We start from the raw sequence: 15356 nt of genomic DNA on the forward strand, positions 1-15356 counted from the left end.
GAGAGGGCTTATTTTTCATCCTCATTCGGAAAATTTTCCAAATACTGGCGATATTCATCGAGTCGCTCTAATTGATCGATTTCCCATGGGCTGCGACGTCTTAAAGTCGCATTGTAATGGCTTTGAACTTCTTGTTTGATTTGTTTTTTGGCATAATCAATTTCTAATTTAAGTTCGTTTGCGGATTGACGCAAAGCACCTCTTTGGAAGACGAGCCATTGTTCTGCCATATCACTCGTTGCAACAATCACACGCGTGATGGGATTAATATATTTGCTAACTTCACGCTCAATGTAACTATCTGCCGTCTCTCCTTCTTTGGTGAAAACAACTTGGATTTCAAATTCTTCAAAGGTACTGGTGACCCCTGGAACAAATTGCGCATCGAATACCACGATAACGTCAATTTGGCGGTATTTTCGATAATTAGATAACTCAAATAAGAGCAAATCGCGTGCTTCTTGAATCTCATCCTTATTTTTCAAGGCCACTAATTCCGGCCATGACCCAATCATATTGTATCCATCCACAATCAGAATGTCTTTACGTCTCATTCAACAACCCTCAATTCTTTGAAGGGAGTGGAATACGCGATCGGGCAACCTCATACATGACAACCGCTGCAGCGACACTGGCGTTGAGGCTTTGAATTTTCCCCACCATTGGTATGGTCACTGTCCCATCTGATTTAGCGATCACATTAGCGGATACGCCTTGACCTTCATTACCGATGATTAGCGCTATCGGTCCTTTTGATGACCATTGACGCATATCCTGACCATCCATCGTGGTTGCAAAAATCCAAATTCCGCGGTCTTTCAATTGATCCATGGTTTGACTTAAATTGGTTACGCGGATAATTGGGACCCGTTCAATGGCGCCCGCAGATGTTTTAGCCACCACGGCGGTTAAACCAACCGCACGCCGCTTAGGAATAATAATCCCATGCACGCCGGTTGCATCAGCTGTTCGGATAATCGAACCTAAATTATGCGGATCTTCAATCCCATCCAAAATAATAAAGAAAGGATCTTCGCCACGACTAGTCGCTAAAGCAAAACCGTCTTCTAAATCCGCATAAGGAATCGGCGACATGGAGACAACCACCCCTTGATGATTCGCTCCATTGGTCATATCGTCTAATTTGCTCTTGGGTACTTCTTGATAAACAATCCCCTGTTGTTTCACTAAATCCAGTATATCGCTGATATGATTCCCAGAAACCCCAACTTGTAAAAATAATTTATTGACCGGTTTTTTTTCTTCTAAAATGCTTAAAACAGCATGTTTACCATAGAAAAACTCATTATTTGTTGATTCATCCTCATTTTTTTTAGCTGCCTCTGGTCTATTGTGGGCTTTTCCGGTTTTTTTACCTTTAAATTTTTCCCGTTGATTAGGCTTTTGACTCATCTTGCCCCCTCCTTTCAATGCGTTCAATCGCATCATGTATTAAAAAACTTAATCGTTCTTCTTGCTGACTTAAAAACAACCAGCCAAGCAAGGCCTCAAAGCCGGTTGCTTGACGGTAATCTTGGATTGAGGCATTTTTAGCTTTCGTGTTGGCTTTATGATTTCGCCCGCGGCGATACATATCAATCTCTTGGTCACTTAAAAAATCCTCTTGGGCAATCCATGCTTGCATGGCATAGGCTTGACCTGCTGCTTCTACATATTTAATAGCGGCACGGTGTAGACGATTAGCTTGGGTTTTGCCAGATGCCAATACATGGGCTCTTACATAGGTTTCGTAGATGGCATCGCCCATATAGGCCAAAGCTGCGCCATTTAATTGCTCGGGATTCATAGCTCATCCACTCGTTTCCATTGCGTCCCTTGAGGGGTATCATCTAAGATGATACCTTGCGCTTTTAAGTGATTACGAATCTCATCCGCACGGGCAAAGTTTTTATCTTTACGGGCTTGATTCCGTTCATCAATTAAGGCTTGGATATCATCTTCAACTGTTGTTTCTTCCGCATCTAAATCCAATCCAAATATTTCTAGCAATTCCACTAAGGTTGACTTCATGGCTAACAAACTCGTTTGACTGACGTCCGACTGCTCTAAATAGATATTTATTTGTTTAACTAAATCAAAAACAACACTTAAGCCATTACCCACTTGAAAATCATCATCCATGGCTTGGGTAAAGTCCGTCACAGCCTGCGATAATGCTGCTTGAATAGCTGCATCACCTTCCAAATGGTTGGCGTTGTCTTGGCTTAGACGATAATTCAATTTCCGCAAGACTTCACGCAAACGAACCACTTGATGTTTCGCATCATTTAAAGCCGTCTCATCATAGCGCAGAGGTCTACGGTAATGAACACTACTCAACAAATACCGTACCACCATGGGATCCGTTTCAGCTAACAAATCGCGCAATAGCACAAAATTGCCTAAGGACTTACTCATCTTATCCTCAGCCTCACCAATCGTCACAAAGCCATTATGCAACCAATAATGCGCAAAAGGATGACCTGAATGACTTTCAGATTGGGCAATTTCATTTTCATGGTGTGGGAATTCTAAATCTTGCCCACCTGCATGAATATCAATGGTATTACCCAAATACTTCGTTGCCATTACGGAACATTCAATATGCCAGCCTGGTCGACCTCGACCCCAGGGGGAATCCCAGCTAACTTCGTCGGCAGCTTTGACAGCTTTCCACAAAGCAAAATCAATCGGGCTTTCTTTCCGCTCAGATAAATCGTCCTCTAAGCGCCCACTGGCTCCATGTAATAATTCATCGATCGACTTATTCGACAATTTCCCGTAATCCTCAAACTTTTCCGTCCTAAAATAAATATCCCCCGAACTCTCATAGGCAAAACCTTTATCGACTAAATCACTAATAAATTCAATGATATCTGGGATATTTTCCATGACACGCGGGTTTTTCGTAGCCGGTTTCACATTTAATTTACCCGTATCTTCATAAAAAGCGGCAATATATTTGTTCGCAATATCTTCAGCACTAACCCCTTCTTCTTTAGCTGCTTTGATAATTTTGTCATCAACATCTGTAAAATTACTAATAAAATTAACGGTGTAACCGCGGTATTCTAAATAACGTCGAATGGTATCGAAAGCCACCGTTGAACGGGCATTTCCAATATGAATATAGTTATAAACCGTTGGCCCGCATAAATAAAATGAAATATGATTGGGCACCAACGGTTTAAAAACCTCTTTGCTACGACTTAAGGTGTTATATACTTGTAATGGCATAAGCTGCCTCCTTTTTGAAAAGACTAATTTGTATATATTATAGGCTAAATGACGCAAAAGATGAAATATAACTTTAAACAAAAAGTGCTAAAGTACAATCAGACACACACGTCTCCCTTTGAATAGGGAAAAATCCGAAGGTTTTAATCGGAGTGTCAATAACGCACCATAATTAAAACATTCGGATTTTAAAGTGATTGATTCAGCAAGAATAGGTATTCTAAGCTTGCGTCATTTGGTTTTTAACTTGTTCAATATGATTCAAAGTTTTTTCTTTACCTAAAACTTCGATTAATTGTGGCAATTCAGGGCCATGCATTTGACCGCTGACAGCGATACGAATGGGCATAAATAAGTTACGGCCTTTAATGCCTGTTTCTTTTTGTATTTCTTTGGTTAAGGGCTTAATGTTTTCAGCCACGAAATCCTCTTCACTTAAAGCTTCCAATTTCGCTTTCATGGCATCCACAACCGTATGCGCCGTTTCTTCTGCCATCACTTGGCGACTTTCTTCATCTAAGTGCAATTCACTAACAAAGAAGACTTCCGAAAGCTCAACAATTTCTGCCCCGTAAGACATTTGTTGGTGATATAGGCTCACTAATTTACGTACCCAAGCAAGTTCAGCTTCGTCCGGATCTGGACTGACTTTACCCGCTTTAATCAAGTGTGGTAAAGCTAATTCAACCACATCATCCAAATCAGCTTTTTTCATGTAGGTGTTGTTAATCCACTCAAGTTTTTTGCTATCAAAAGCGGCTGGTGACGTTGATAAACGGTCAGCATCAAAGATTTCAATTAATTCTTCACGGGAATAGATTTCTTCTTCCCCTTTTGGTGACCAACCTAATAAGGCAATAAAGTTAAACATGGCTTCAGGTAAATAACCAAGGTTACGGTATTGTTCAATAAATTGAATATATGAGGTATCACGTTTACTTAACTTTTTGTTGGTTTCTGGACTAACAATTAATGTCATATGCCCAAACTGAGGGATTTCCCAACCAAAAGCATCATAAACCATCATTTGTTTAGGGGTATTCGCTATATGATCATCCCCACGTAATACATGGGTAATTTTCATTAAATGATCGTCCACGGCTACAGCAAAATTGTAGGTCGGCATCCCATCCCGTTTAAGAATCACCCAATCACCCGAAATACTATGGGATTCAAATGTAATCTTACCTTTAACCATATCTTCAAAAACATAAGTGACATCTTTAGGCACACGAATGCGTACGACTGCCTCACGTCCTTCTGCAATAAACGCAGCTTCTTCTTCAGCGGTTAAATGGGCATGTTTACCACCATAATGTGGCATTTCACCCCGAGCTTTCTGCTCATCACGTTCAGCTTCTAGTTCTTCTTCCGTCATATAACAACGGTAGGCATGACCTTCTTCAATTAATTGATCGATTAATGGACGATAAATGTCTAAACGCTCAGATTGTCGATAAGGTCCATATTCGCCTGGTTTGTCGGCTGCTTCATCCCAATCAATTCCCAGCCAAGCCAGATTATCGAATTGGCTCTGTTCGCCATGCTCTAAATTTCTTTTTAAATCAGTATCTTCGGTACGGATAATAAAACTTCCACCTTGGCTTCTAGCAAATAGATAATTAAATAAAGCGGTACGGGCATTCCCTATATGTAATTCCCCAGTTGGACTTGGTGCATATCTGACTCTGACTGTTTCACTCATTAAAAAATCTCCTTTTATCTTCAATCACTCATTATTCTACTACGGCATGATTCTCATATGAACGGTTCGTTTCTTCGGTTGGTCGCGCAAAAATCATTCGTCCAGCAGCTGTTTGCAAGGCACTTGTGACAACAACCTTAATCCATTCATTCATATGATATTGGCCATCTTCAACCACAATCATCGTACCATCTTCTAAGTAAGCCACGCCTTGTTTACGTTCTGTACCGGGCTTAATGACTTGAATCGTCAATTCTTCACCAGGTATGACCACGGGCTTAATCGAATTAGCTAACTCATTAATGTTAAACACTTTAACATTTTGGAACTCACACACTTTATTCAAATTATAATCATTGGTAACAATCGCCGCATCCAGTAACTTTGCTAACTTCACTAATTGACCATCGACATCCGTTGAATCATCTATCACACCTTCATAAGATTCAATAGGTACTTGACCATCTTTTTGTAAGGTATTTAAAATATCTAATCCACGACGACCTTTGGCACGTTTTAAACTATCTGATGAATCGGCTATATATTGCAATTCTTGTAAAACAAAATCAGGGATAATAATTATTCCTTCAATAAAATTTGTCTTCACAATATCGGCAATACGACCATCAATAATAACACTTGTATCTAACAATTTATATTGTTTGAAATTTCTAAACTCTTCAGAAATAGGTTGGACAGCCATTTTACTATTTCTTCCTGCAGCCGATTGACGTTGGAACAATTTTTGCCATTCTTCAGAACGCGACATCACAACTTGATAACCAATTAAGGCAAAAACAACCGATAAAATAAAAGGTAGTGTCGAAGAAATAAATGGAATGGATAAGTTCGCAAAAGGCAATGAGAATAGATAACCTAATAATACCCCAATTAAAATGCCAATAGCCCCTAAAATAAGATTAAATACGGATTGTTTGTTGAAAAACTCAATGATCCGTCGAATAAATAATTCAATATATGGTGAAATAAACCACCCAATAATCATAAAAATAACTGCAAAAACCAACCCATTAATAAAAGGATTGATCATCAATGAATGATTAATCGTCAAGGATTTCCAAATTAATGGACCGACACTATAGCCAAAAGAAAAGCCAATAATAAATGAAAAAATTAATACAAATCGTTTAAACATGTTTCCACCTCCTTTATCCGCTAACTATATTGCTGTAATAATCTTAATTTAATTTAAGGTGGTTATCAATCCTTAATCAACCAACTTGTGGAAATATTTTGTAGATGGCTTCTTTTATCGTTGCCACTGGGATAATTTCCAAGGATTCCATTTTATCTAATTGGGCAAAATTATTTTTGGGAATAAATACCCGTTTAAAACCTAATTTTTGAACTTCCTTTATCCGTTCTTTGATTTGACTGACCCGTCTAATTTCCCCCGTTAAGCCAATTTCACCAATAAAACAATCATCAATATTCGTTGGATGATTCCAATAACTAGAGGCGATACTGACCGCAATGGCTAAATCAATGGCAGGTTCATCTAATTTAATTCCACCAGTAATTTTAAAAAAAGCATCTTGATTTTGTAACAAGAGGCCACAATGCTTCTCCATAACAGCTAAAAGTAAAGACACCCGTTGATAGTCAATCCCACTAGCTGTCCTTTTAGCATTCCCATAAACCGTTGGCGTCATTAGTGACTGTACCTCAGCCAAAATCGTTCGTGTTCCTTCTAAAGCAGCCACCACAGTTGAACCTACTGCACCGACAATCCGTTCCTCTAAAAACAATTCTGAAGGATTTAACACTTCTTGCAGTCCAATATCCATCATTTCAAAAACACCCAACTCATTCGTTGAACCAAAACGATTTTTAACCGCACGTAACATCCGAAAACGATTATGGCGCTCCCCTTCGAAATATAAAACAGTATCCACCATATGCTCGAGCATCCGCGGTCCTGCAATATTCCCTTCCTTAGTCACATGCCCAACAATAAATATCGCAATCTGATTCTCTTTAGCAATCCGCATTAAAATACTGGTTGCCACTCTCAGTTGTCCAGCACCACCAGCCGTTCCTGTATGCTCAGGAACATTCATCGTTTGAATGGAGTCAATCACTACAATAGTCGGCTCAATGCGTTGAATTTCACTCGCAATCGTAGAAAGATCGGTTTCCGACAGCAAATAAAATTTATCTGCGTCGGTGCCTAAACGACTAGCACGCATTTTAATCTGCGTGAGACTTTCTTCGCCCGAGACATAAAGGACGGTATGTTGTCTGGCAAGCTGCATGGAAACTTGTAACAATAAGGTGGATTTCCCTATACCAGGATCGCCCCCAATCAATACTAATGACCCTTGAACGACACCCCCACCTAGCACACGATCAAATTCCTGAAAATCCGTCGCCATTCGTTCTTCTGAAGATAGGGTAATCTGGTCTAAGGTAACAGCATGACTAGAGGTCTTTTTTCGCGAAGTTGTAATGTGAATAGGTGACGTTGCACTAACGGTGGGAGCCACAAGTTGTTCTTCCATTTGATTCCAGGCACCACAATTGGGACACTTACCTAGCCACTTGGGTGATTCATAACCACAGGCCATACATTCGAACATGACTTTCTTTTTTGCCAAATGTCTAACTCCTTTGTATTTTTGTCATTAAGTAATTAATCCGATGAACCAAAACCACCTTGGCGTTCTTCTAAACCACCCTTATCTTGGTCCGTTTTTAAAAATGATGCAAAAATACCTTGTGCAATTCGATCCCCTTTCTGAATGGTTTGATCAAAAGGTCCAAAGTTGATTAATTGCACATGAATGTGGCCTTCATTTTGATTATTATTATAATAGTCTGCATCAATGATGCCAATGCCATTGGGTAAATTTAAAAAACGTTTAAGGGGGTTGCTGGAGCGATTAATAATTTGTAGATATTCATCATCTTGCATATAAGCTTTTAAACCCGTTGGAACTAAAGTCGGTTTAACCAATGCCCTAGCTTCTTCTTGGTTAAAATTCATGGTTGACATACCTTGCATAAAATAATTGGCCATTTTTTTCCAAAAGCTAGGTAAAATAATTGTCTCTGCTGCTTCAATATCATAACCCGCCGATTGATAGGTAGCCCGCTGGGGCAAATTAATGCCGGCTTCCTCATAAGCTGTAATCACTTCAAATCCACGTTTACGTTGCGTTCCCATAAAATGCCTCTTTCCATCAAAATTATTCTTTCAAAATAAATACCTTAGTCCAGAGATATTTACTTAGTTATCTTTCATTATAAGCGTTAATTATAGATAAAACAATTTGTTAGTCAAATTGCCGAAGGATTTTGTGCAAGCTGTCAATAGAATTGTAAATCGCTTTCAACTATTATTAGATTATCCCATAACAAGAGAGGAAATTGTACAAATGGTAGAAATTAAATTAAATCATATTCATAAACAATACGAAGGTTCAGACTTTTATTCAGTAACTGACTTCACTTTAGAAATCAAAGATCGTGAATTCATCGTTTTCGTTGGACCTTCAGGCTGTGGTAAATCAACTACATTACGTATGATTGCTGGTTTAGAAGATATTACTAAAGGCGAACTATATATTGGCGACCGTTTAATGAACGACGTAGCGCCTAAAGACCGTGATATCGCGATGGTTTTCCAAAACTATGCTTTGTATCCACATATGACGGTGTATGATAACATGGCTTTTGGTTTGAAACTTAGAAAATACAAAAAAGATGAAATCAAAAAACGTGTCGATGACGCTGCTGAAATTTTAGGCTTAACACAATACTTAGACCGTAAACCAGCTGCTCTTTCAGGGGGTCAACGTCAACGGGTGGCTTTAGGACGTGCTATTGTACGGGATGCTAAAGTGTTCTTGATGGATGAGCCGTTATCCAACTTAGATGCGAAACTACGTGTACAAATGCGGGCTGAAATTGCTAAATTGCACCAACGTTTAAATACTACGACGATTTACGTAACTCATGACCAAACAGAAGCAATGACCATGGCAACACGTATCGTTATCATGAAAGATGGTTTTATCCAACAAATTGGAACGCCATCAGAAGTTTATGATTCACCTGTTAATACATTCGTAGCTGGCTTTATCGGTTCACCTGCAACGAACTTCTTCAATGTTCACTACAAAGATGGCACAATTACTAACAGCCACGGTATTGATTTAAAAGTTAACGAACCACATAGACGTTTGTTAGACGAACGTGGATACAATGGTAAAGATATTATCTTTGGTATTCGCCCAGAAGATGTACAAACTGAACAAGTGTTCTTAGATGCTAACCCAGAATCAATCGTTAATGCTGAAGTAGTGGTATCTGAGTTACTTGGTGCCGAAACCATGCTTTACTGTAAAGTGGGTGACACTGAATTTATCGCTCGTGTTGATGCTCGTGACTACCATAAACCAGGTGACCAAATTGAATTAGGTTTCAATATGAACAAAGCGCATTTCTTTGATCCTCAAACAGAAGAAGTTATCCGTGTGGATGTTGAACCTGGTTCTACAAATACGGCTAACACCAACAATGCGGTAACCGCATAGTCTCAAACAAACAAGCAATCTGCCATGTAAAATCCCGCAATCATCCGTTGCGGGATTTTATTATATAAAAATTTTAGGAGGCATTACAGCATGAGAATTTCTAGCGAACACATCCTATTTGAAATGAACGCAAGCAATCCCCCTGCCCTAGCCGTAAAAAGCGGATCTACCGTTATTTTTGAAACACTGGATTGTTTTTCAAATACCGTCAAAACAGAAAATGATTTAGTCAGTTCCATCGATTTTAACCAGGTAAATCCAGCTACAGGTCCTTTATATATTGAAGATGCTCTGCCGGGTGATGTTCTAAAAGTTACGATTGATGCCATTCAGTTAGCTAAACAGGGGGTTATTGTCACCGCACCAGGTTTAGGTCGTCTAGCTGATCAAATTGAAAAAGAAGAAACCATTGTTTGCCCAGTAACCGATACATATATTGATTTTAAAGGTATTCACATCCCCTTACGAAAAATGATTGGCGTGATTGGTACAGCACCTGCTGGTCATGGAGTAAATACTGGAACCCCTGACACACATGGTGGTAACCTTGATACGACACGCATGACTGAAGGAGCTACCTTATACTTACCCGTCAATGTTGAAGGCGCCCTACTCGCTATGGGTGATTTACATGCTAGTATGGGTGATGGAGAAATTATGGGGTCCGGTCTTGAAATTGCAGGTGAAGTGACGGTGACGGTTGAAGTGCTTAAAGATTTTAACCTACCCCTTCCTTTAATAGAAACGGAAGACTTATGGATTACTCTAGGATCCGCTCAAAGTATGGAAACAGCCAGCCAAATCGCCATTGATAATATGGCGCAATTAATCATGGCGCACTCGAACCTTACCTTAAACCAAGCGGGTATGTTGATGTCACTGGCTGGGAATTTACACAGCTCACAAGTTGTTAATCCAAACGTTACTTTTCGCATGGAACTTCCAAAAAGTGCATTTTAGTTGCTAAAATGCTTTAATAAGCATAACTTAAAGATAGGCATAATACATTGGAGGAACCTATCGTGGAAAAATTTGATACAATTATCATCGGATTTGGAAAAGCCGGCAAAACCTTGGCTAATTTTCTCAATAAAAAAGGTGAAACCGTCGCTCTAATTGAACAATCACCTAAAATGTATGGTGGAACATGTATTAATGTGGCATGTTTACCTTCAAAAAACCTCATTATTGCAGCTGAAAGAAAGCCTGAAAACACTGATAATAGCCAATATTATACACAAGCGGTTCAAAATAAAAAGGCTATTATTAGTCAACTCAATCAGGGTAACTACCACAACGTGGCCGATTTAGACAAGGCCCAAGTTATTGATGGTCGCGCCTTTTTTAAAGATCCGCATACGATTACCATCAAAACAGATAGCAATGCATCTCTGGATGTCTATGGAAATAAAATTATTATCAATACAGGATCCTTACCCACTATCCCAGAAAAGATTGAAAACCTGTCCGAATTAGTGAAAAAAGGCAAACCCTTCTATACGTCCGAAACTTTAATGGATGAAGAAAACTACCCTGAGACCTTAACCATTATTGGGGATGGTTTTATTGGTTTAGAATTTGCTTCCATGTTCAATCAATTTGGTACGCAAGTAACCATCCTATCGCATCATAAACAAAGTGCGTTTCTAGCTAAAGAAGACACAGAAGTGGCGGAAGCAGTATACACAGCTATGGTTAGTCAAGGGATTAAATTTATTTTTGAGGCTCATACTGTTAAAGCCCAGGCCAAAGAAGGTCAAGCAATCCTTAGCTACAAACAAAATGAAGAAGAAATAGACATTGTATCGGAGGCTGTTTTAGTTGCGGTCGGACGTCACGCTAATACACAGGGTTTAGCCTTAGAAAATGCTGGCGTTGAAATCAATGACAATCAATCAATTAAAATCAATAAATATCTACAAACCACCCAAGACCATATTTTTGCTGTTGGTGATGTTAATGGAGGCCCACAACATACCTACATTTCGTTAGATGATAATCGTATTTTACAAAGCTACCTTTATGGGGATAAATCGTACCATTTAGATAATCGAAAACAGACACCCTCAGCAACCTTTATAGAACCGCCTCTAGCTTCCGTCGGGCTAACTGAAAAACAAGCTACAGCAGCCGGCTATCAAATAAAAACAGCCGTCTTAGAGGTCAAAGATATTCCTAAGGCTAAAATAGCTTATCGAACAACCGGAATCTATAAAGCCGTTGTTGATGCGCAAACCAATCAGATACTAGGTGTTCGACTATTTGGGGAAGAAGCTCACGAAATGATTAATATTGTTGTAACTGCTATGAATGCCAACTTACCTTATACTGATTTACGCGACCAAATCTATACGCATCCAACGATGAGTGAAGCGTTAAATGATTTATTTGGAAAAATTGAATAGATATCATGCAAAAAAAAACTGTTTGTTAAATAACTGATAGATAAACGAATCAAATGTATCTACCGTTATTGAAAACAAACAGTTTTTTTTGTTTTTACCCATCCTTCTACCCTAAAGTGGCTTCATCCACATAGGCGGCAATCGAGCCACCATTTACATGAAAATGCCCGACACCATCCGCATTTATTTCGACTTTATCTTCACGATTATTTAAATAGTCAACATAAATTTTACCTGCATGCACTTGACCAACATACATATCTTTCCATCCTTCATCACTATTTGCAATAACAACCGCGACGGTATTCGGATTTTCTTCCGTCCCTAAGCGAGTAAAGCCAACCGTATGCGGGTGATCAAAATAAAGTTGTTCTTCACCATAGGCATAATTTTGGCGTAAAAATAACAATTGATCAATGACCGTTTGAAAACTTGCTTGACCAACATCTTCTTGTTCAACGCCATAGTAATCCCCATAAAATACCGTAGGTAAACCTGACTGTCGTAATAATATCATGCCATAGGCTAGTGGTTTAAACCAATCTTCAACCACTGATTCTAACGACTGCCCTCTTTGGGTATCATGATTATCGACAAAAGTCACCGCACTCATAGGCTTTTCTTGCATTAAAGAGCCATCGAAGATATTTTGCATATCGTAATCTTTACCCATTTTACTAGCAGTGTGGAAATTCATATGTAAGCCTACATCTACAATATCAAATTGATAGTCAATACTGTCTAAATAAGCACTTTTAGATTCATAATCAGCATTCCAATATTCACCAAACACATAAAATCCTTCGCCCATGTGTTCATTAACTAATCGAATAAATTCGCGCATAAAATCAGCATCAATATGTTTAATCGCGTCCAAACGGAAACCTTCAACTCCGGTTGTTTCTAAAAACCATTTAGCCCAATCCCTCACATTTTGACGAACTTCTGGATGATCGAAATCAATATCTGAAAACATCAAATAGTCAAAATTACCATTTTCTGAATCGACCGTATCGTTATCTGCCCATCCTTTATTCTCACCTAAAATCATATACACGCCAGTTTCATTATTTTTCGCATCATAATCAATACCGGAAAAATGATACCAATGCCAATTAAAATCATTGTATTTGCCTTGACGTCCTGGAAAGGTGAAGTTTGTCCAACCTTCTATTTCATAGGGCTCAGAAATCGGTACTTGACGATTATTAGGATCCATTTTTAACACTTTAAAACGCTCTAGTTTGTCCCCATTGGCTTTATGATTTAATACCACATCCGCAAAAGGTTTTATGCCGTGTTCTTTCAAACTGTTAATAGCTTCTAAATATTCATCTTTCGTTCCATATTTCGTCCGCACGGTCCCATGTTGATCAAATTCACCTAAATCAAAAATATCATAGACACCATAACCAACATCCGATGAGCTTGTTGCTTTAAAAGCCGGTGGCATCCAAACCGCTGTGATACCAATTTCAGCCAGATGAGGTGCATCATCCCGTAATCTCTGCCAATGTTTGCCATCATCCGGTAGATACCATTCAAAATATTGCATAATTACGCTATTTGCCATAATTTTTCTCCTTAAAAAAACTTACCTAAGATAGCCTTCGGTAAGTTTATCATATCGATTATAGGATTTAATTGCAATTAAGATAACACTTTTAATTTATCCAGAGATATTTATTAGTATTGAGTAAAGTATTTTTCTATTTCCCATTCAGTGATTTGCTTTTGATAAGAGAAGTATTCGTGGGTTTTTTCAGCAACAAAGTTTTGCTCAATATGCTCGCCCAAGGCTTCAGTCATTAAAGGCTCATTTTTCAATTCTTTTAACGCTTCTCTTAAAGAACCGGGTAAATCATTGACTCCTTCCGCTAAACGTTCCTCACGAGTCATTGAATAGATGTTACGATCCACTGCAGGTGGTGGTGTTAGTTTATCTTCAATGCCTTTTAGACCAGCGGTTAATAACACACTCATTGCTAAATAGGGGTTCGTTGAAGGATCCACACTACGTACTTCAATACGTGTTGAATTGCCACGTGCTGCAGGAATTCTAATTAAGGGTGAACGGTTTTTAGATGACCATGCAATATAAACGGGTGCTTCGTAGCCAGGAACTAACCGTTTATAAGAGTTAACGGTTGGGTTACAAATGGCGGTAAAACTTCTTGCATACTTCATAATCCCACCAATAAAGTACATGGCTGTTTCTGACAGTTCATCTGCACCTTCTGGATTATAAAAAGCATTCCCATCTTCTGTAAATAATGATAGATTGCAGTGCATACCAGACCCATTGATACCATAGATGGGTTTTGGCATAAAAGTGGCATGTAAATTATGCCGACGAGCCACTGATTTAACGATTAATTTAAAGGTTTGGATATTATCACAGGCTGTAACAGCATCAGAATATTGCCAGTCAATCTCATGTTGTCCTGGCGCTACTTCGTGGTGGCTTGCTTCAATATCAAAGCCTAAAGCTTCTAATTCTAATACAATATCACGACGGCAGTTTTCAGCCAAATCATTTGGTGCTAAATCAAAATAATGACCATGGTCATTTAATTCTTTCGTTGGATTGCCTTTTTCATCCAATTTAAATAGGAAGAATTCTGGTTCTGGTCCTAAGTTAAATGAAGTAAAACCCAAATCGCCCATTTTTTTCAAAACTCGTTTAAGATTCGAACGAGGATCACCTGCAAACGCTTCACCTTCTGGTGTATAGACATCACAAATCAAGCGTGCGATACGTCCAATATGATTACCTTCTTCCCAATTGAAGATTAACCATGTGTCCAAATCAGGTTTTAGATACATATCACTTTCTTCTATACGCACAAAGCCTTCAATCGATGATCCATCAAACATCATCTTTCCATCAAGCGCTTTAGGTAATTGTGCGATAGGTATCTCAACATTTTTAATTGTTCCATTAATATCTGAGAACATTAAACGGATGTATCTCACATCTTTATCCTTTGCATCTTGAAGTATTGATTCGTTGGTCCATTTCATACTTTCACCTTCATTTCTTAAAATTTAGAAGCCACCTTGGTTTTCAATCTCTTCACGTAAAATACGTCGAACATCTTGATCCGTCAGTTGTTGTCTTTTTTCCTCTTCTTCATCTCTTTGCGCCTGCATAAACCGTTTTTGAATGCCTTTTAGTGTCGTTCCATCAGCAAGTAAATCACCAATTTCTAATAGACGATCTACATCATTTAAGGAGTAGCGACGTCGATTGGTGGATGTCCGCTCCGGATGAATTAATTTAAATTCTTCATAATATCGAATTTGTCTGGCTGTTAAACCTGTTAATTCCATAACGGTTCCTATTGGAAATACAGCTAGTGAACGTCTGAATTCTCTCTCAGTCATCTCATCACTCCTTAAATTCTTTTTTATTATATTTTATGTTAAAAGGTTGGTCAAAGTTTTTAT

The 15356-nt window shown here is 38.6% G+C and carries 14 protein-coding genes; 3 read left to right on the top strand and 11 right to left on the bottom strand.

Annotated features, from left to right (window positions below; genetic code table 11):
- Positions 1-8: 8 nt before the first annotated feature.
- The 8 genes from NRE15_RS08940 to NRE15_RS08975 all read right to left on the bottom strand — a co-directional run bounded on the left by NRE15_RS08940 (position 9) and on the right by NRE15_RS08975 (position 8129).
- Positions 9-554 (bottom strand): NYN domain-containing protein, encoded by a 546-nt coding sequence (locus tag NRE15_RS08940; RefSeq protein ID WP_313792539.1) that lies wholly within the window; start codon positions 552-554, stop codon positions 9-11.
- A 10-nt stretch (positions 555-564) separates the two neighbouring features.
- Complete coding sequence (gene rlmB, locus NRE15_RS08945; RefSeq protein ID WP_313792540.1) at positions 565-1413, bottom strand: 23S rRNA (guanosine(2251)-2'-O)-methyltransferase RlmB; 849 nt, start codon at positions 1411-1413, stop codon at positions 565-567.
- Entirely contained in the window at positions 1397-1807 is a 411-nt protein-coding gene (locus tag NRE15_RS08950) for a Mini-ribonuclease 3 (RefSeq protein ID WP_313792541.1), read from the bottom strand. The genes rlmB and NRE15_RS08950 overlap by 17 nt, the downstream gene beginning before the upstream one ends.
- Positions 1804-3237 carry a cysteine--tRNA ligase gene (gene cysS, locus NRE15_RS08955; RefSeq protein ID WP_313792542.1) on the bottom strand — a complete coding sequence of 478 codons (1434 nt, stop codon included), beginning with the start codon at positions 3235-3237 and terminating at the stop codon, positions 1804-1806. Before cysS ends, NRE15_RS08950 begins: the two co-directional genes overlap by 4 nt.
- Before the next feature lie 220 nt (positions 3238-3457).
- A complete protein-coding gene (gene gltX / locus NRE15_RS08960) occupies positions 3458-4942 on the bottom strand; it encodes a glutamate--tRNA ligase (protein WP_313792543.1) in 1485 nt (494 codons plus the stop codon).
- A gap of 31 nt (positions 4943-4973) precedes the next feature.
- Positions 4974-6098 (bottom strand): PIN/TRAM domain-containing protein, encoded by a 1125-nt coding sequence (locus NRE15_RS08965; protein WP_313792544.1) that lies wholly within the window; start codon positions 6096-6098, stop codon positions 4974-4976.
- Between the two features lie 76 nt (positions 6099-6174).
- A complete protein-coding gene (gene radA, locus NRE15_RS08970; protein ID WP_313792545.1) occupies positions 6175-7560 on the bottom strand; it encodes a DNA repair protein RadA in 1386 nt (461 codons plus the stop codon).
- 35 nt (positions 7561-7595) lie between these two features.
- Complete coding sequence (locus tag NRE15_RS08975; protein WP_313792546.1) at positions 7596-8129, bottom strand: dCTP deaminase/dUTPase family protein; 534 nt, start codon at positions 8127-8129, stop codon at positions 7596-7598.
- Positions 8130-8340: 211 nt separating this feature from the next.
- Between NRE15_RS08975 and NRE15_RS08980 the strand changes: the two genes are divergently transcribed.
- The 3 genes from NRE15_RS08980 (at position 8341) to NRE15_RS08990 (ending at position 11906) form a co-directional block, all read left to right on the top strand.
- Positions 8341-9501: an ABC transporter ATP-binding protein gene (locus tag NRE15_RS08980; RefSeq protein WP_313792547.1), complete on the top strand. Its 1161-nt coding sequence runs from the start codon at positions 8341-8343 to the stop codon at positions 9499-9501.
- A 90-nt stretch (positions 9502-9591) separates the two neighbouring features.
- Positions 9592-10461, top strand: a complete 870-nt coding sequence (locus tag NRE15_RS08985; RefSeq protein ID WP_313792548.1) for an acetamidase/formamidase family protein — start codon at positions 9592-9594, stop codon at positions 10459-10461.
- A gap of 62 nt (positions 10462-10523) precedes the next feature.
- Positions 10524-11906 (top strand): FAD-dependent oxidoreductase, encoded by a 1383-nt coding sequence (locus NRE15_RS08990; protein WP_313792549.1) that lies wholly within the window; start codon positions 10524-10526, stop codon positions 11904-11906.
- Between the two features lie 106 nt (positions 11907-12012).
- Here the strand turns inward: NRE15_RS08990 and NRE15_RS08995 are convergent, their stop codons facing one another.
- From NRE15_RS08995 to NRE15_RS09005, 3 genes are all read right to left on the bottom strand, one after another.
- The gene (locus tag NRE15_RS08995) at positions 12013-13479 is read right to left on the bottom strand and encodes an alpha-amylase (protein WP_313792550.1); all 1467 of its coding nucleotides are present in this window, start codon (positions 13477-13479) and stop codon (positions 12013-12015) included.
- 113 nt (positions 13480-13592) lie between these two features.
- Positions 13593-14930, bottom strand: coding sequence for a type I glutamate--ammonia ligase (gene glnA, locus NRE15_RS09000; RefSeq protein ID WP_313792551.1), 1338 nt, complete (start codon positions 14928-14930; stop codon positions 13593-13595).
- A gap of 24 nt (positions 14931-14954) precedes the next feature.
- Positions 14955-15293: a MerR family transcriptional regulator gene (locus NRE15_RS09005; protein ID WP_313792552.1), complete on the bottom strand. Its 339-nt coding sequence runs from the start codon at positions 15291-15293 to the stop codon at positions 14955-14957.
- Between the last annotated feature and the right edge of the window lie 63 nt (positions 15294-15356).

Origin of the sequence: Fundicoccus culcitae, from assembly GCF_024661895.1 — a bacterium.
GTDB lineage: Bacteria > Bacillota > Bacilli > Lactobacillales > Aerococcaceae > Fundicoccus_A > Fundicoccus_A culcitae.

Excerpts from the sequence above, each read along its gene's own strand:
- NRE15_RS08940 (WP_313792539.1), bottom strand. The coding sequence starts at position 554 with ATGAGACGTAAAGACATTCTGATTGTGGATGGATACAATATGATTGGG.
- rlmB (WP_313792540.1), bottom strand. The coding sequence starts at position 1,413 with ATGAGTCAAAAGCCTAATCAACGGGAAAAATTTAAAGGTAAAAAAACC.
- NRE15_RS08950 (WP_313792541.1), bottom strand. The coding sequence starts at position 1,807 with ATGAATCCCGAGCAATTAAATGGCGCAGCTTTGGCCTATATGGGCGAT.
- cysS (WP_313792542.1), bottom strand. The coding sequence starts at position 3,237 with ATGCCATTACAAGTATATAACACCTTAAGTCGTAGCAAAGAGGTTTTT.
- gltX (WP_313792543.1), bottom strand. The coding sequence starts at position 4,942 with ATGAGTGAAACAGTCAGAGTCAGATATGCACCAAGTCCAACTGGGGAA.
- NRE15_RS08965 (WP_313792544.1), bottom strand. The coding sequence starts at position 6,098 with ATGTTTAAACGATTTGTATTAATTTTTTCATTTATTATTGGCTTTTCT.
- NRE15_RS08975 (WP_313792546.1), bottom strand. The coding sequence starts at position 8,129 with ATGGGAACGCAACGTAAACGTGGATTTGAAGTGATTACAGCTTATGAG.
- NRE15_RS08980 (WP_313792547.1), top strand. The coding sequence starts at position 8,341 with ATGGTAGAAATTAAATTAAATCATATTCATAAACAATACGAAGGTTCA.
- NRE15_RS08985 (WP_313792548.1), top strand. The coding sequence starts at position 9,592 with ATGAGAATTTCTAGCGAACACATCCTATTTGAAATGAACGCAAGCAAT.
- NRE15_RS08995 (WP_313792550.1), bottom strand. The coding sequence starts at position 13,479 with ATGGCAAATAGCGTAATTATGCAATATTTTGAATGGTATCTACCGGAT.
- glnA (WP_313792551.1), bottom strand. The coding sequence starts at position 14,930 with ATGAAATGGACCAACGAATCAATACTTCAAGATGCAAAGGATAAAGAT.
- NRE15_RS09005 (WP_313792552.1), bottom strand. The coding sequence starts at position 15,293 with ATGACTGAGAGAGAATTCAGACGTTCACTAGCTGTATTTCCAATAGGA.